This window comes from Vibrio vulnificus CMCP6 (genome assembly GCF_000039765.1).
GTDB classification, from domain to species: Bacteria; Pseudomonadota; Gammaproteobacteria; order Enterobacterales; family Vibrionaceae; genus Vibrio; species Vibrio vulnificus_B.
The window spans coordinates 1752145-1765777 of the sequence record NC_004460.2 but is presented as its reverse complement, the minus strand read 5'-3'; the positions used below and the strand labels follow the sequence as shown (position 1 = coordinate 1765777).

Sequence of the window (13633 nt, the reverse complement as noted above, 5' to 3'; positions counted from 1 at the left end):
ATGCAACAACTACTAGAACTACAAAACCAACTTGGCCTAATGACTTGGCCGTTAATTCTCTGCTCCGCGGTGACGGTGATGATCGTCATCGAGCGTCTGATTCAGGTCGCCTTAAGTATTGGTGTCGGCAAAAGTGCTATACGCCGCCAACTCAGTACGATTTCACCGACGAATAGCCAACAGATTGAGCAACTTGCACAAGCTTTATCAAACAAACGTCCGTTGCTCTACCGTGGGGTTGCCATGCTTTTAGCACATCACGACTTTGCTAAATCGTTACGCGAAGATGCCGCTGGGATGTGGTTACAGGAAAAACGTCACCAACTTCATTCCGGTTTGCGTCTGCTGACATTAATTGGCGTGATCAGCCCACTGCTCGGCTTATTAGGGACCGTTCTTGGTCTGATAGAGATGTTTAAAGGCGTGGCGGCGTCCAGTGGCAACATCACCCCCAATGATCTTGCGGAAGGCTTAGGGCTGGCGATGAGAACCACCGCAGCCGGGCTTTTGATTGCGCTTCCTGCCATTGCCAGCGCGCAATTGCTCGGCTTATGGGCGGATCGCGTCATGTCCAAACTGGAACATAGCTTAAACTACGTCAACCTCTGGTTAGAGGGGGTGTCACTTCAACATGTTTCGCCGGGCAAGCATATTTCAGAGCAAAACAAGCTGCAGGTTACCGCCCATGATTAAAGTGCCTCAAAGTCATCAAGACTCAGGATTAACTCCAGACTTAACACCATTGCTCGACATCATTTTCATTGTGATGGTGTTTCTAATGTTAACAGCGGCAGTGAAACTGGAATCTATCGATGTCAATTTACCCAGCAGCGATTCAAAAGTGGTTTCTCCAGTAGATAAACAATCGCTCACCATCAACATCTTAGCCAACGAGCCACATTGGGCAATCAATGGTCAACGCTACCTCGACTGGCAAAACTTCACTTTGGCCTTAACGGAAGAGACAAAAAATTCGGACAAACCCGTTGTCATCGGCGCTGATAAAACGGCAGACATTCAACACTTGGTCACCCTATTAGCTTTCTTGCAAGAAAAAGGCATTAAAGCCACTCAGCTCCTCACCGATCAACCACAATAAGAGATTCAGGAATGAAAAAAACCATGATTTTAGGGCTCAGTTTTGCCCTTCTAAGCACCGCCCTTAGCATGCCTTTACAGGCAGCCCAAGAAAGAATCATTAGTGCTGGCAGTGCTGTTACTGAGCTAATTTTGGCTTTGCACGCCGAGCAATCCCTTATCGCTGTTGATGTAACAAGTCAGCTACCCGAAGGCCAGCAACTTCCCAAAATCGGTTATCACCGTCGCTTGTCGGCCGAAGGCTTATTGGCGCTATCACCTACGACATTGATTGGCTCTGATGAAATGGGGCCAGCCCCCGTATTGCAACAACTCAAGTCCACTGGCGTCGATATTGAAGTGGTGAACACGCAAGCCAATGTAGACGGGCTAAAAGCGCGCATCGACCAGATTGCCGCCATTCTAAACAAACCACAAGAAGCACAGCAGTTGAAGTCTCTAGTTGATCAGCAAGTGCAAAGTTTAAAGGCGAATCAGCCGACCAATCAGAAAAAGAAAGTGCTGTTTTTGCTGATTCACGAAGGACGCGCAGCAAATGTGGCAGGCACGGATACAACACCTGATGCCATCATCAATTTGGCAGGCGCCATTAACCCCGCCGCCGATAAGATTACCGCCTACAAGCCTCTTTCAAGCGAATCGATGGTAGAAATGCAGCCAGATGTGATTTTAGTCAGTGGTCGCAGTTTCGAAAAGCTTGGTGGCCCTGACGCCATCATAAAAATGATGCCTCTTTTGGCCGCCACGCCTGCTGGACAAAATAAACAAATCATGACGATAGATGGCGCCGCTTTAGTTGGCGGTTTGGGTTTAAAGAGCCTCGCAGAAGCCAAGCGACTCAACCAGTTACTTTACACGCAGTAATTTATCATCATGTTACGTCATATCCCTCTTTCCATCTGCGTCACGGCGCTTTTAGTGACGCTGAGCTTAACGGCTATCTCCTCAGTGACCGTGGGGCCAATGAACATCAGTGGTGCCGATACCTTGCGTAGCTTGCTGCGCTTAGGTGACCTTGCACCGCATATTGATGTGGTCATCCAAGAAATTCGCCTTCCCCGCACACTACTTTGCATGTTGGTGGGGGCAATTCTCGCGCTTTGTGGTGTCGTGATGCAGGGTTTGTTTCGAAACCCATTAGCCGAACCGGGCATCATTGGTGTCTCAGCCGGCGCGGCATTAGGGGGCGCGGTTGCCATTGTCGCCCTTTCTCAAGTGGCAATGTTGTCTACCTCAATCATGAATTTAGCGGTGTTACCTATTGCCAGCTTCCTTGGTGGTGCACTGGCGACGGCCTTGGTCTATAAAATGGGGGCCGGAAAATTTGGGACCTCGGTCACCATCATGCTGTTAGCGGGCGTCGCGATTAGTGCTATTTCCGGTGCAGCGATTGGCTATCTCAACTTCCTTGCCGATGATCAAACACTGCGTGACCTCTCGTTGTGGTCAATGGGCTCACTCGCGGCAGCAAACTGGGGATCCATTGCTTTGGCGGCTTTGACCTTATTAGCCCTTTATGGCTACTTTGCTCGTAAAGCCATGGCGCTGAATGCACTACTTTTGGGAGAATCTGAAGCTCGTCATCTAGGCATTGAAGTACAACGCCTCAAAAGAGGTTTGATTGCACTTTCAGCCATTGGCGTTGGGGTGACGGTCAGTATTTGTGGGGCGATTGGTTTTATCGGTCTGGTGATCCCGCATCTTGGTCGTATGCTTGCAGGACCAGATCATCGTAAATTAATTCCGCTCTCAGCGTTGCTAGGCGCGTTACTGCTGACCTTTGCTGACATGGTGGCAAGAGTTGCCGTCGCACCTGCTGAGTTACCTGTGGGCATCGTCACTGCCGCTATCGGCGCACCTTTCTTTATTTATCTTCTCTTCCAGCAGAAAGGACGAATTCTATGAAAAAGCCTGTTGTACTTCGAGGGCAAAATCTCTCATTGCAGTTCGCCTCTCGCCAGGTGCTCAAACAGATTGATGTGGCATTTTGCGCTGGTGAAGTGGTGGCATTACTTGGCCCAAACGGCGCAGGGAAAAGTAGCCTGCTCAAGTTGTTGAGCGGTGAGATTACTTCTTCACAATCCATCGAATATTTTGGCAAAGCCGCCAAAAGCTGGCGGAGCGCAGCGCTTTCTCGCCACTTGGGTTTGTTGCCACAAAGCAGTTCACTCACCTTTCCTTTTCTGGCGCGAGAAGTGGTCGAATTGGGTGCAATCCCCCTGGCGTTATCCCAAGCTGAAGTGAAAACCATCGCTGAGAAATACATGGCCATAACGGACGTCGTCCATCTGGCAGACAGCTTATATCCTGCCCTATCTGGCGGCGAGAAGCAGCGCCTTCATTTTGCGCGAGTATTAACTCAGCTCGATCAAAGTGGCGATAAGAAGATCTTGATGCTGGATGAGCCAACCTCTGCGCTCGATCTGGCCCACCAGCACAATACTCTGCGAGTGGCGAAACAGTTTGCCAAAGAGCAAAATGCGTGCGTCATTGTGGTACTGCATGATCTTAATCTGGCGGCTCAATATGCCGATCGCATGGTGATCCTACATCGTGGCGAGATTGTGGTTGATGCCTGTCCAGAAGAGGCTCTGACGCCAGAAATAATCGACGCGGTATACGGCTATAAAGCGATGATTGGTCGTCACCCTACACTGGGCTTCCCGCTAGTTCAGCCTGCCGCCTAGCGCGTTTGAGCGATGAAAATCGCCATCGTCCGCGCTCTGCAAAAAATAAAGCTCCCAAAAGGGAGCTTTATTTATTGAATATTGGTCGTTATTGACTAATACGAACGAGAGACTTACCAAACAGCCACTCGAGCTCTTTCTTGCTCTCTTCACCAAACTGGCTTTCCGTCATTTTGTAAAGACGGTCGATACCGTTTGCCGCAAACTCGTGCGCACGCTCAGCCGTTACGATATGGTGGAAAAGCAGACGCAGGATGGCACGGAACTCTTCATCTTCCAACGCAACAACCCAGCTTTGAGAAAATTCGTTTAGACCTTTATTGAATTCAAGGTGCTCAACAAACAGTTTAAAAATTCGACCGTCTAGTGCAGCGGTAAAGTCCGTTTTCTTAGGGAAATGATGACTTATACCGGTACGTGAAACACCTGTCTGTTGACTCAACGTCGTGTACGACATTTTGTCGTAACCGAGCCTAAGCAACTGATCAACAACGGCATCCATAATTTTCTGGATAGTGATTTCGGTATCTTCTTTACTACGCTTTGGCATATTTTAGCTCTTCTCTTTGTAAATCCATCTAACTCAAAGTCTGAGGTCAGAATGAAAATCGTTCTCAATAGGTTGCCAGAAAACACCCTTTTTCGAAATAAACAAGCCTACTTTTTATTACGAAATACTGTAAACCAGGTTTGCAGATGCATGTCTTCAAGCAAAACAAAATTTCAGAATATGCAACTAAATTAATACCATTAAATGACATTAGTTTAATATTTACATCTGCATTTTGAACCGATTGATAGCGATAGATTATGTAAAAATAATTTATCTCGAGATACTCTTATAAAATCTTGCTAGGTGCAACTCACTCACTGTGATAACTAAGTAAGTAAAAGGTGAAATCCGGTAAATTATTGACTCGGATCACATCGTCCATTAACAAAATCTAAAGTTATCTCTTGCTTAACCCTCTCAACAAACAACATAGCATACCGATATTTTTTTATCCAAGTTGTTCCATTTATTTCTATTGAAAAAAAAACGAGTTGAGTATAATCCCTTTTTTAAGTGAGGATTCGTTATGAGCATTGAACACGAAGAAACCCAAGTATGTGAAGCGTGTGGTTGCGCTGGTGAAATTGGCTTTATCATCAAAGAAGGCGATGACGTTGCAGACGTGACGATTTACGCTGGTTCAAAAGAATTGCTACAAGCGGAATTTGCCAAGTATCTAGAGCTGGCGAAAGCAGTAAACGAAAATGTGGAATACAACACTACAGATTTAACTGATGACTCCACTGAGCTCACTGCTCGCTTTAAATTCGAAGTGAGTGCAGAGAAACTGATTTTTGAACTGAAAAGCCGCTCTTTATCACGTTAATCCCTAACGCTATTCTTAGACGAGCCTACGATTTAGGCTCGTCTTTTATTTTGATCTGCTGCCATTTCAGTGCACCGTTGGTTTCAAAACTCTTTTCCGCGACACACTCAAGCAACACACCTTCGACATTCAATACCGCGCCAATAGAATACGCTTGATCTTGGTAATAACACACCCGTAAGCGTGCAGAAGATTCTGCTGCCACGACGGCCACGACCTTGTCCCCTGTCGATACCGTTTTTGCGACCGCAGATCCAGAGCTCAACAGCAAAAACATCAGCGTAGCCAAACCACGAATCGCAGTGATACCTGTTACCCAATTTTGACGCATACACTCTCTCCAACTTCTATTAGTACGCTACAATGCGATGAGATAGGCTTTATGGCCTAGAGCAAAAGATTCACCCCAAATGGACATCGCGATGAACACACTTTTCGTCACATCACTGGCCCTTTTCTTTTCCACGGTTACCGTGGCGGTTCCTCTCGACTACTACCAAATTCTGAATCATCTCGATAACTACGGCAATCTGGATTTGCGTAATAAGCCTTACAGCTCACTTCCAGATGGCTTAACGGTCAAAGGCAACCTCAATATTGGTAGCACCACAATAAAAAACTTGCCGAAAGATCTCTCAATCGAAGGCAGTCTAGAGGCAAGTAATAGTCAACTCGCAACGGTCTATCCAGGCACTTCCATTAAAGGTTACGCCAACCTATTGGGTTCTCAAATTAAAAACTGGCCTGCTGGCATCACGCTTGGGGGATATTTGAATCTCACCGATACGCCGTTAGAAAAGCTGCCATTTGGCTTACGTGTGAAAGGGGACTTGAGTGTCATTCGCACCCCCATCAAAGCTCTGCCCGAGAATCTGGTGGTGGAAGGCAATTTATACATAGGCGGCTCTGCACTGACAGAGTTCCCAGGCAAAATGACCGTCAAAGGCCATATCTTTCTCGGTGGAAATCGTATCAGCAAGTGGCCAAGTGAACTTGACTTAGGGGGCGCGGTGGCGAGATAAAGCCACGTACTTTCCCTCTTTGACATTCCGTTGATAGACAAAAGCCAGCAGTGTGAAGTGATGCTGGCTTTTGTTTTAGGAGCTTATGTTACTTGTTATTACAAGGGTTAGCATAGCTCGCCACTAAGTACTGCTGCGCGCCTTCAGGCAGTTGCAGAAGCTTCTCTGTAAGCGAAGCTCGCACCGCCTCGGTAATCGAGTCATCTTCCAAACCAGCCGCCAACTTATTGATGGGGAATAGATGGTAATGTTCATGTATCTGACGGTCGATCTCTTCGGCTAATGCTTCTGGTGTGGCAAAATCATCCACGATAACATCACCAAAGGCCACTTGAACACGCCCTTTGTATCCAACGATGCCCTGAATAATGCTTTCGATGTCTTCAAATTCACCTTTTTCGTAACGGCCATTGGTTGCCTTTTCGTACAGCTCTCTCGCTTTTGCGATATCGCAGGGATCGTTCTCATAAGAAATCGACACAGGCACAATTTTCAATGACTTCATGTATTCGGCAAAATCGATTTTCTGCTTGCGCCCTTCGACATGAAACATTTTCAAAATCGCAGGATCGGTGAAATCATTTCCATCCTTCGCTCGGCCCTCTTTTTGTGCAATCCAAATGGAATTGCCCGTATCAAGGGAATGCTTGATGTAAGACGACAACTGCCCTAGCACTTTCATCATTTCGCGAGGCGCTTTGACTGAACGTTTGACAATAAAACTCTTGTTAAGCTTCATCAGCTCAGTGGCACAAGGCTTTTTCAGTAGGTTGTCACCAATCGCAATGCGCACCGTTTTGTGGCCATGCTTAAACAAACCGTAGTTCACCAAAGCAGGGTCCATCGCGATGTCACGGTGGTTGCAGATAAACAAATAGGCGCTGTCTTTATCCAGCTTTTCTAACCCGGTGTAATTCACGCCATCAGTGGTTGTCTTCAGCGTCTGTTCTAGATACTTCTTTACAACTAACTGTATTGCTTCAACGGAATCAAGCTTGTTCCATTTTCTTTTCAGATAGAACTTCAGAAATGGCGCCACTAAACCTCTAAACCAAGACGAACTATTGGCATAGCGGTGCTGCAAAATGGCACTAATGAATTCATCATCTTGCACTAAACGGTCGAGTGCTGCAGAAATCTCTTCGTCGTTATAAGGACGAATTTCTAAATATGGGTCAATGTTGTCTGTCATTATTCTTGTCGTATTAAAAAAAACTGGCACATTCTACGCATTGTTGGCAACGCTCGCAGCTACCTTAGCCGTTGTTTCTCTAAGGTCATACCAGTCAACTCACAAATATGACAAATAGTGCCTTAGTTCGTTCCCTGTTTTTTGAGGTTGGCATTTCTCACGCTAGAAGGTAACCTTAGCGCCCCATGATTTGAGGTACCCAACATGAACTACGCCATTGAATTTAAACGTGAGTCTTTCAGCCATTTAACTGCGATGGCAAGAAAGCGTTCATTGAAGCACAAGTGGTTGCTTGTACGTTCAGGATTGGCACTCATTAAAATGGGGAAACAAGAATTTTGCCTGCAACCGAATCAGTCATTTTGGATTCCACAAAACAGCTTATGTTCCATCACGCTGTTTCCGGGGACACAGCTCGATACTCTGGATGTATCTGTCAGAGTTCGAGAAACATTTCCATACAGCGCTGGATACGTCACGCTCTCGGCTTTATCTTTGGCAATTTTTAGCAAACTGGCAGAAGTTGCTCCTCGCTCGGAAGAACAACTTGAACTGCTTGCGGTACTCAAACGCGAAGCGACACAAATCCGTCCTCTGTTTGAACCATCTGAACTGTGTAAACAGTTGAGTCGTTGGTCCCCTCAGTCACATGAGCTTGATAAAGAGTGGCATATGGCACTACTGGTTCGCGAGGCACAAAAGCGCATGCTTTCTGGTGGCAAAAAAGAGCAAGTGGTCAGCGAGCTGTTTAGCGGTGATGAACAACAATGCAACGTGATCTGCGAGATGTTATTAGGTAAGACGTTGTAAAAGAAGTGGAACGCACCTTTGCTGGGAAAAACTACCGCCACACTCAATCTCAATAAAAACGCCAGCAAACTGCTGGCGTTTTTATTGAGATTCTTACAAAGAGCTTCTGTTGCTGAGATTAGAAAGGCACTTCTATTTGCATCATCACATCGGCTTCAGAGGTTTCGTGCCAGCGATAATCAAAGCGCATTCTTGGTTCACCGGATTTTTTATCGCCCAAGCCAATGCTGAACATTAAACCATGACTTCGTAGCCACTCTTCGGTTGTCATGTTCGCCACTTGGTTTTCGTACTCTTCCGGCAACCAGAAACCCAGACCAAAATGCTTATCAGAGAGGTTTTGCGTCAAGACCGGGTTATCTTTTGGCTTTAACGCCCATTCACCCCAGTAATCTTCTTGTGTTTCTTGCTTGTCTTCATTAAGCCAAGCCATCGCATTATTTTTCAAGAAACTGATTTTATCTTCGAGTGACGTGCAAATTTCCATGGCACTGTCTTGCAGCATAATTGAACGCTCTTCCAGCAATGCACAAGACGCTGCTGCTTGCTTGGCAAACAACATCGATACAATGCAACATAGGAACGTTCTTTTTAGCATACTCGTCAGACCTCTCTAAACTACGGAATTGTCTTATATAACTGCCGTTCTATCAATAATTTTCTTACGGATGGTGTGGTTAATTCCGCCAAATCATCCCCACAATCGATCGCATGACGTATATCTGTACTTCTAATCTGCACTTTTTCCGGACAAGCCATCACCGCCCATTTCTGAGTGATCTCTTCCGCTTGATAAAAATTGGCGAACTTGAAAAAGTTATCAGGGCCAATCACAAAGGTTATATCGGCCTCGGGGTAGATTTCTTGAATTCGTGTTAGCAAGGCGTAAGTCGTGACACTTTCACCTGGCTGGTATAACTCTTGCTCAATGTTGGAACGCTTCGCAGTCGACAGCGTGAGATCTTGGATAAATGCGTCCAGAAGCTCGCAACGAACTGAGTAGTCAAGCATCTCTTTGCCCCATGCATGTGCAATGGAAGGTTCAAGAAGGACCAAATCAAAATGGGAAAGTGATTCAATAACACTCAGGTGACCAAGGCTAGGAGGATTAAAAGCACTGCCAAAGACGGCGATTTTCAACATAAACGGTATTTACTCGGGTTAGAGAGTTTTCTAATAAAACGAATCGGGTATGATACTACCAGTCATAGTTATTTTGTAATACTAGCCTTGATATTTGTGCCTTTGTCGCCATTTAGGCTAGTTTAGCTTGCAGGAAAAGGAACCCTAAATGGAACAACTCATCCGCGATGAAATGCGTGTGCTTCCAACCATTGATCCGCATTTCGAAATTGAGCGTCGTGTCGCTTTCATCAAAAAGAAGCTGGTTGAATCTGGCTGTAAATCGCTTGTTCTTGGTATCAGCGGTGGCGTCGATTCTACAACTTGTGGCCGTCTCGCTCAGGTTGCTGTGGATCAACTCAACCAAGAATCGAACAGCAATGACTATCAGTTTGTCGCTGTTCGTTTGCCCTATGGCGAGCAAAAAGACGAAGAAGAAGCGCAACTTGCCCTATCGTTTATCCAACCAACGCATTCTGTTTCCGTCAATATTAAAGCCGGTGTCGATGGCTTACACGCGGCTTCTCATATTGCGTTAGAGGGAACAGGTCTTATCCCACAAGATGCAGCGAAAGTCGACTTCGTTAAAGGTAACGTCAAAGCACGCGCTCGTATGGTGGCTCAGTATGAAATTGCTGGTTATGTGGGTGGCCTAGTACTCGGTACCGACCATTCTGCAGAAAACATCACGGGTTTTTACACCAAGTTCGGTGACGGCGCTTGTGACTTAGCCCCACTGTTTGGTTTGAGTAAACGTCAGGTTCGTCTTGTCGCAGAAACGCTTGGAGCACCAGAACTTTTGGTTAAAAAGGTACCGACGGCAGACCTAGAAGAGCTGGCACCACAAAAAGCCGATGAAGATGCGCTGAATCTGACCTACGAACAGATTGATGATTTCTTGGAAGGCAAACCCGTATCTGAAGCCGTCAGTGCGCGTCTAGTGAGTATTTACAAAGCCACGCAACACAAACGCCAACCTATTCCTACTATCTACGATTAATCGAGTTTAGGATTCACCAAGCTCAATGCGAAATGAGCTCTGAAATCGAGATAAAACAATGACCTCGCTTTAAGCGAGGTCATGATTTATGACTTACTTAATCTAAGCGTCGCTACAGAGATTGAAAACGAACATCCGTTAGAGGCACGCAACAACATGCTAGCGCTTTGCCCTCGCGTTTTTCTTGCTCAGTCAACGCAGGAACATCAGGCTGATGCACTTGCCCACTGATGACGTTCACCTTGCACGCCCCACAAAAACCGGCTCGACAGCTATGCGCGATCGTCAAACCATGATTTTCAACGTGTTCCAGTAAGGTTTGCTGATTATCAGCCGTAAACGTCTCACCATTAAATTCCAGCTCAACCGTTTTGCGCTCACTGTTAGGCGACGTCGAGACACCAAACGCTTCTTGATGATAATGGCTTTCAGGCAGCCCTTTTTTCAGCAATAGATTCTTCGCTTTTTGCATAAAGCCTTCGGGGCCACACACAAAAACCTGACGAGATTCCACCGCCTTGATCTGTTTAAGATGCGATAAACTCAAGCGTCCTTTGAGGCCAAACCAATCGATCGGTGCTTGAGTGAGCGAAATTTTAACCGTGAGCCCAGGGTAGCGTGATTTCAGCGCGTCAAGCTCCTCTTTACATGGGATATCTTCAACGGAGCGACATTGGTGATAGAACACCACATCCTCGACAAGATCATGATCCGCAAGATAGCGTAGCATCGACAACATGGGGGTTACACCACTACCCGCTGAGAGCAGCAACAAAGGTTGATGTTTGTCCTCTTGAATATGAAACTGGCCTTGTGGGGATTGTGCAAACAGCTCATCGCCTACCTCAAGATGATCAATCAGCCAGTTTGACACTCGTCCACCATCGATGCGTTTGACGGAAATGGCGTATCTTCCTGGCCGAGAAGGGCTCGACGATAAGGTATAACGACGTGAAATGGTGTCACCATCAACGGTGATTTCTACTGGTAAATGCTGCCCTGGCAAATACGCGGGTAGCTGCCCGTGTTCTGGTTCGAGCCAAAACGTGACGAAATCCCGTGCAATGGTCTCTTTTTCGACGCAGGTAAGGCGAATGTCGTGACAAGCACTGTCCGGATAGACTTCTTTCTCTTTCACTTCCAACACCTCAACCCGGTCTCCCACTTGGATCATCCCTTCGTTCAGTGCGACTAAATTTTGTCCGAAAAAGACGCCGCCTTGCTCATTAGCACGAAACGTCAATAAGGTGTTCAATGGTTCTTTATTGGCGCGAAATTGCCCTTTCTCTACATCGACCGTGGTGAGAATGCAGCGCTCACAGGGCTTCACCGCTTCAAATATCACCTCACCAATGCGAATTTTTTTCCATCCATCTTCGGCAAACGCGTCGCAGTTGCTCACCACTAAGTTGGTGCGAAACTGATCCATCGAATGCGTTTCCGGGCTGCGCCGATTGAGTTCTTTTAGTGACGCATCGCTTATGACCAACAGTGGGTAGCCATCCGCAAAACTGACATTGTGTCCGATCTTCTCACGGACTCGATTCGATTGCTCCCCAGAAAACAACAGCTCAACACGGATCCCCAGAATATCGCTAAACCAATCGTCCGCTTCATCAGTGGTGGTGTAAGCGGTGAAATTGTCTTTCCACACTTGCGCCGGTGTTTCTTGTCGCTTGAAGTCTTGATACTTCAGCATCAGGGCGGGTTTGTCTGGGTACGTAAAAACAATCCCATCAGCAACCAAGGCGGAGCGTATCGTCACCATTTGAGGATATTTACGCGCCGTGACCATGTCACCTAGCGCGGTCGCGACCATAAATCGGCGATCGAAAGCAAGCCCTTGTTTTTCTACCCAAGCGGACGTTAAAGCGATTCCTCCAACGGATTTCACTGGATAAACATTAATCTGTTGTAATGTGGCTGACGACATGAACGCTTCCTTGATGATTATTATTTGTGATTTGCCATGATAGTCGTTTGAAAGCACAGAGAAAACCTGAACCTCACTATTCTCACCAATTCTCAGACAGTCATAAAAGTGCGCCTTTGAAGAACAAAAATACAGCGCCTCGAGAGCAAAGCGGAAAAAGCGAGTGAAATAGACAGCACTTTCCTATATCATCCTGTCGCCTAAACGGAAGCGTTTGCCTTCCCTTGTTTAGGCTCCTTTTGGATTCTTTTTCTATGGTGGGAGCAACAATGACAACACTTACTATTACTCGTCCTGATGATTGGCACGTACACTTGCGCGATGGCGAAGTTTTGGCAGATACCGTTCGTGATATCAGCCGTTACAATGGCCGCGCACTCATCATGCCAAACACTGTCCCACCCGTCACCACGTCTGAAATGGCGCTTGCCTATCGCGATCGCATTCAAGCACATAACCAAACAGAACAATTTTCTCCGCTTATGTCGCTGTATTTGACCGACAACACAACTGCGGATGAAGTACGCAAAGCCAAGGCCAGCGGTGCTGTGGTCGCAGCAAAACTGTATCCAGCAGGCGCGACAACTAACTCCGATTCTGGCGTGACGGATGTAAAGAAAATTTATCCAGTCCTTCAAGCCATGCAAGAAGTGGGCATGTTGCTACTGGTACACGGCGAAGTGACCACACACGATGTGGACATCTTTGATCGCGAAAAAACCTTTTTAGACAATGTGTTGGCGCCGATTGTTCAAGACTTCCCTGATTTGAAAATTGTCCTCGAACACATCACCACCTCAGATGCGGTTGTGTTTGTGAAAAATGCCAATGAAAACGTTGCCGCAACCATTACCGCTCATCACCTGCTGTACAACCGCAATCACATGTTAGTAGGCGGCATCAAGCCCCACTTCTACTGCTTGCCAATTCTTAAACGCAACACCCACCAGCTTGCGTTGATCTCTGCTGCGACGAGTGGCAACAAGAAGTTCTTTTTGGGTACGGACTCTGCGCCACACGCCAAAGGCGCAAAAGAATCCGCTTGTGGTTGCGCGGGCTCTTACACGGCTCACGCCGCTGTGGAACTGTATGCAGAAGTGTTTGAGCAAGCGGGCAAGTTGGAAAATCTCGAAGCGTTTGCCAGCCATAACGGCCCGGATTTTTACGGTCTTCCTCGTAACCAAGATACGATCACTTTGGTCAAAGACGCATGGCCTGTTCCTGCTTCAATGCCATTTGGTGGTGATATTGTGGTGCCAATTCGCGCTGGTGAAAACATGGAGTGGAAGGTTAAGTAACCCAAAATCGCTTTGTTGTGTAAGTAAATAACAAAATGCCGCTGTTTTCAGCGGCATTTTTTCTAAGTTTTGCCATTCGTCATCTAAGCTAA

The 13633-nt window shown here is 46.7% G+C and carries 16 protein-coding genes; 10 read left to right on the top strand and 6 right to left on the bottom strand.

Annotated elements, in window-relative coordinates:
* From VV1_RS22585 to VV1_RS22565, 5 genes are read left to right on the top strand one after another with little or no spacing between them, the layout of a single operon-like run.
* Entirely contained in the window at positions 1-693 is a 693-nt protein-coding gene (locus tag VV1_RS22585) for a MotA/TolQ/ExbB proton channel family protein (RefSeq protein WP_011082456.1), read from the top strand.
* A complete protein-coding gene (locus VV1_RS22580; protein WP_011082455.1) occupies positions 686-1099 on the top strand; it encodes an ExbD/TolR family protein in 414 nt (137 codons plus the stop codon). The genes VV1_RS22585 and VV1_RS22580 overlap by 8 nt, the downstream gene beginning before the upstream one ends.
* 11 nt (positions 1100-1110) lie before the next feature.
* Positions 1111-1962: a heme/hemin ABC transporter substrate-binding protein gene (locus VV1_RS22575; protein ID WP_011082454.1), complete on the top strand. Its 852-nt coding sequence runs from the start codon at positions 1111-1113 to the stop codon at positions 1960-1962.
* Positions 1963-1971: 9 nt separating this feature from the next.
* On the top strand, positions 1972-3003 hold the full coding sequence (locus tag VV1_RS22570; RefSeq protein WP_011082453.1) for a FecCD family ABC transporter permease: 1032 nt from the start codon (positions 1972-1974) through the stop codon (positions 3001-3003).
* Positions 3000-3785: a heme ABC transporter ATP-binding protein gene (locus tag VV1_RS22565; protein WP_011082452.1), complete on the top strand. Its 786-nt coding sequence runs from the start codon at positions 3000-3002 to the stop codon at positions 3783-3785. Before VV1_RS22570 ends, VV1_RS22565 begins: the two co-directional genes overlap by 4 nt.
* An 88-nt stretch (positions 3786-3873) precedes the next feature.
* Here the strand turns inward: VV1_RS22565 and VV1_RS22560 are convergent, their stop codons facing one another.
* Entirely contained in the window at positions 3874-4335 is a 462-nt protein-coding gene (locus VV1_RS22560; protein WP_011082451.1) for a TetR/AcrR family transcriptional regulator, read from the bottom strand.
* 529 nt (positions 4336-4864) lie between these two features.
* On the opposite strand from VV1_RS22560, the gene VV1_RS22555 reads away from it, so the two are divergent.
* Complete coding sequence (locus tag VV1_RS22555) at positions 4865-5164, top strand: YfcZ/YiiS family protein (protein ID WP_011082450.1); 300 nt, start codon at positions 4865-4867, stop codon at positions 5162-5164.
* 25 nt (positions 5165-5189) lie between these two features.
* Here the strand turns inward: VV1_RS22555 and VV1_RS22550 are convergent, their stop codons facing one another.
* On the bottom strand, positions 5190-5495 hold the full coding sequence (locus VV1_RS22550; protein WP_011082449.1) for a DUF1496 domain-containing protein: 306 nt from the start codon (positions 5493-5495) through the stop codon (positions 5190-5192).
* A 79-nt stretch (positions 5496-5574) separates the two neighbouring features.
* On the opposite strand from VV1_RS22550, the gene VV1_RS22545 reads away from it, so the two are divergent.
* Positions 5575-6186: a hypothetical protein gene (locus tag VV1_RS22545; RefSeq protein ID WP_011082448.1), complete on the top strand. Its 612-nt coding sequence runs from the start codon at positions 5575-5577 to the stop codon at positions 6184-6186.
* Between the two features lie 88 nt (positions 6187-6274).
* On the opposite strand, the gene VV1_RS22540 is transcribed toward VV1_RS22545, so the two are convergent.
* Positions 6275-7378, bottom strand: coding sequence for a 1-acyl-sn-glycerol-3-phosphate acyltransferase (locus VV1_RS22540; RefSeq protein ID WP_011082447.1), 1104 nt, complete (start codon positions 7376-7378; stop codon positions 6275-6277).
* Between the two features lie 204 nt (positions 7379-7582).
* Here VV1_RS22540 and VV1_RS22535 point away from each other — a divergent pair, with 204 nt between their 5' ends.
* A complete protein-coding gene (locus tag VV1_RS22535) occupies positions 7583-8188 on the top strand; it encodes a hypothetical protein (RefSeq protein WP_011082446.1) in 606 nt (201 codons plus the stop codon).
* A gap of 118 nt (positions 8189-8306) precedes the next feature.
* Here VV1_RS22535 and VV1_RS22530 read toward each other — a convergent pair whose 3' ends face one another.
* Complete coding sequence (locus VV1_RS22530) at positions 8307-8786, bottom strand: hypothetical protein (protein WP_011082445.1); 480 nt, start codon at positions 8784-8786, stop codon at positions 8307-8309.
* 20 nt (positions 8787-8806) lie between these two features.
* The gene (locus VV1_RS22525) at positions 8807-9331 is read right to left on the bottom strand and encodes a nicotinate-nicotinamide nucleotide adenylyltransferase (protein WP_011082444.1); all 525 of its coding nucleotides are present in this window, start codon (positions 9329-9331) and stop codon (positions 8807-8809) included.
* A 148-nt stretch (positions 9332-9479) separates the two neighbouring features.
* On the opposite strand from VV1_RS22525, the gene nadE reads away from it, so the two are divergent.
* Positions 9480-10310: an NAD(+) synthase gene (gene nadE / locus VV1_RS22520; RefSeq protein ID WP_011082443.1), complete on the top strand. Its 831-nt coding sequence runs from the start codon at positions 9480-9482 to the stop codon at positions 10308-10310.
* 112 nt (positions 10311-10422) lie between these two features.
* Here nadE and VV1_RS22515 read toward each other — a convergent pair whose 3' ends face one another.
* Positions 10423-12243, bottom strand: a complete 1821-nt coding sequence (locus VV1_RS22515) for a hybrid-cluster NAD(P)-dependent oxidoreductase (RefSeq protein ID WP_011082442.1) — start codon at positions 12241-12243, stop codon at positions 10423-10425.
* 269 nt (positions 12244-12512) lie between these two features.
* Between VV1_RS22515 and pyrC the strand changes: the two genes are divergently transcribed.
* A complete protein-coding gene (gene pyrC, locus VV1_RS22510) occupies positions 12513-13541 on the top strand; it encodes a dihydroorotase (RefSeq protein WP_043921226.1) in 1029 nt (342 codons plus the stop codon).
* Positions 13542-13633 lie beyond the last annotated feature (92 nt).

What these genes read in the sequence shown, in the direction of transcription:
- VV1_RS22585 (WP_011082456.1), top strand. Translation starts at nt 1, where the DNA reads ATGCAACAACTACTAGAACTACAAAACCAACTTGGCCTAATGACTTGG.
- VV1_RS22580 (WP_011082455.1), top strand. Translation starts at nt 686, where the DNA reads ATGATTAAAGTGCCTCAAAGTCATCAAGACTCAGGATTAACTCCAGAC.
- VV1_RS22575 (WP_011082454.1), top strand. Translation starts at nt 1,111, where the DNA reads ATGAAAAAAACCATGATTTTAGGGCTCAGTTTTGCCCTTCTAAGCACC.
- VV1_RS22570 (WP_011082453.1), top strand. Translation starts at nt 1,972, where the DNA reads ATGTTACGTCATATCCCTCTTTCCATCTGCGTCACGGCGCTTTTAGTG.
- VV1_RS22565 (WP_011082452.1), top strand. Translation starts at nt 3,000, where the DNA reads ATGAAAAAGCCTGTTGTACTTCGAGGGCAAAATCTCTCATTGCAGTTC.
- VV1_RS22560 (WP_011082451.1), bottom strand. Translation starts at nt 4,335, where the DNA reads ATGCCAAAGCGTAGTAAAGAAGATACCGAAATCACTATCCAGAAAATT.
- VV1_RS22555 (WP_011082450.1), top strand. Translation starts at nt 4,865, where the DNA reads ATGAGCATTGAACACGAAGAAACCCAAGTATGTGAAGCGTGTGGTTGC.
- VV1_RS22550 (WP_011082449.1), bottom strand. Translation starts at nt 5,495, where the DNA reads ATGCGTCAAAATTGGGTAACAGGTATCACTGCGATTCGTGGTTTGGCT.
- VV1_RS22545 (WP_011082448.1), top strand. Translation starts at nt 5,575, where the DNA reads ATGGACATCGCGATGAACACACTTTTCGTCACATCACTGGCCCTTTTC.
- VV1_RS22540 (WP_011082447.1), bottom strand. Translation starts at nt 7,378, where the DNA reads ATGACAGACAACATTGACCCATATTTAGAAATTCGTCCTTATAACGAC.
- VV1_RS22535 (WP_011082446.1), top strand. Translation starts at nt 7,583, where the DNA reads ATGAACTACGCCATTGAATTTAAACGTGAGTCTTTCAGCCATTTAACT.
- VV1_RS22530 (WP_011082445.1), bottom strand. Translation starts at nt 8,786, where the DNA reads ATGCTAAAAAGAACGTTCCTATGTTGCATTGTATCGATGTTGTTTGCC.
- VV1_RS22525 (WP_011082444.1), bottom strand. Translation starts at nt 9,331, where the DNA reads ATGTTGAAAATCGCCGTCTTTGGCAGTGCTTTTAATCCTCCTAGCCTT.
- nadE (WP_011082443.1), top strand. Translation starts at nt 9,480, where the DNA reads ATGGAACAACTCATCCGCGATGAAATGCGTGTGCTTCCAACCATTGAT.
- VV1_RS22515 (WP_011082442.1), bottom strand. Translation starts at nt 12,243, where the DNA reads ATGTCGTCAGCCACATTACAACAGATTAATGTTTATCCAGTGAAATCC.
- pyrC (WP_043921226.1), top strand. Translation starts at nt 12,513, where the DNA reads ATGACAACACTTACTATTACTCGTCCTGATGATTGGCACGTACACTTG.